This window comes from Faecalibacterium prausnitzii, from assembly GCF_003287405.1.
GTDB lineage: Bacteria > Bacillota > Clostridia > Oscillospirales > Ruminococcaceae > Faecalibacterium > Faecalibacterium intestinale.
In genome coordinates, this window is record NZ_PRLD01000054.1 from 1 (window position 1) to 1,049 (window position 1,049).

Consider the following 1,049-nt stretch of genomic DNA (forward strand, 5'->3'; position numbering starts at 1 on the left):
GGATATAACCGTTTGCCGAACGACAAGCAGACACTTGTTGTTGATCCGGTGGCATCCGAAGTCGTAAAGCGTATTTTTCTTCTTGCGAACGAAGGAAAAAGCCCACGGGCAATCGCAGAACTATTGACAGAGGAAAAAGTCCTGATTCCTGCTGCATACGCAAAGAAATATCACCCAGAGCAGTACAATGGGACAAAGTTCTCCAATCCGTACCTGTGGGGCACCTCCTCCGTAAGAACAATTTTAGGTCGGCAGGAATATCTGGGACACACTGTTTTACGAAAATCTGTAAGCGCAAATTTCAAACTTCACAAGAGAAAAGAAACAAATGAAGATGAACAGTACGTTTTCCAGAACACGCATGAACCGATTATATCGCAAGAACTTTGGGATAGTGTTCAGAAACGCAGATGCCGAGTGAATCGCGCTTCTGCTTGGGGAACGCACACCAACCGTTTAAGCGGGTATCTGTATTGTGCCGACTGCGGCAGAAGATTGACCTTGCAAACACACTACAGTAAAAAGGATGGGTCTACTCAATATTCTTATCGTTGTGGTGGATATGCAAGTCGGGTGAATGGCTGTACTGCCCATTCAATCAGTGCCGATAATGTTGAAGCCCTGATATTGGCATCGGTCAAACGCTTTTCGAGATTTGTTCTAAAAGATGAAGAAACCTTCGCTTTGGAACTGCAATCGATTTGGAAAGGGAAACGTGAAGAAAAGCCGAAGCAGAACCAATCGGAATTGAAACGTTGTCAAAAACGCTATGATGAGCTTTCTGCCCTTATTCGTAGCCTGTACGAAAATCTTATGTCTGGACTGCTGCCCGAACGACAGTACAAGCAGCTGATGGCACAGTATGATAGCGAGCAAGCAGAATTGGAATCGCAGATGGAAACGATGAAATCCGAAATTGCCGAAGATAAATCAAGTTCTGCTGATATTCGGCATTTCATTTCGCTGATTCGCAAGTGCAAAAATCCAACAGAAATCTCCGATTCAATGTTTAACGAACTTGTCGATAAAATCGTTGTTTATGAAGCCGA

Annotated in this window: 1 protein-coding gene; it reads left to right on the forward strand. The window is 44.0% G+C overall.

Features of this window, described 5'->3' with window-relative positions; translation table 11 throughout:
* The coding region (locus tag C4N24_RS14985; protein WP_146746825.1) for a recombinase family protein at positions 1-1,049 on the forward strand (1,049 nt) is incomplete at both ends.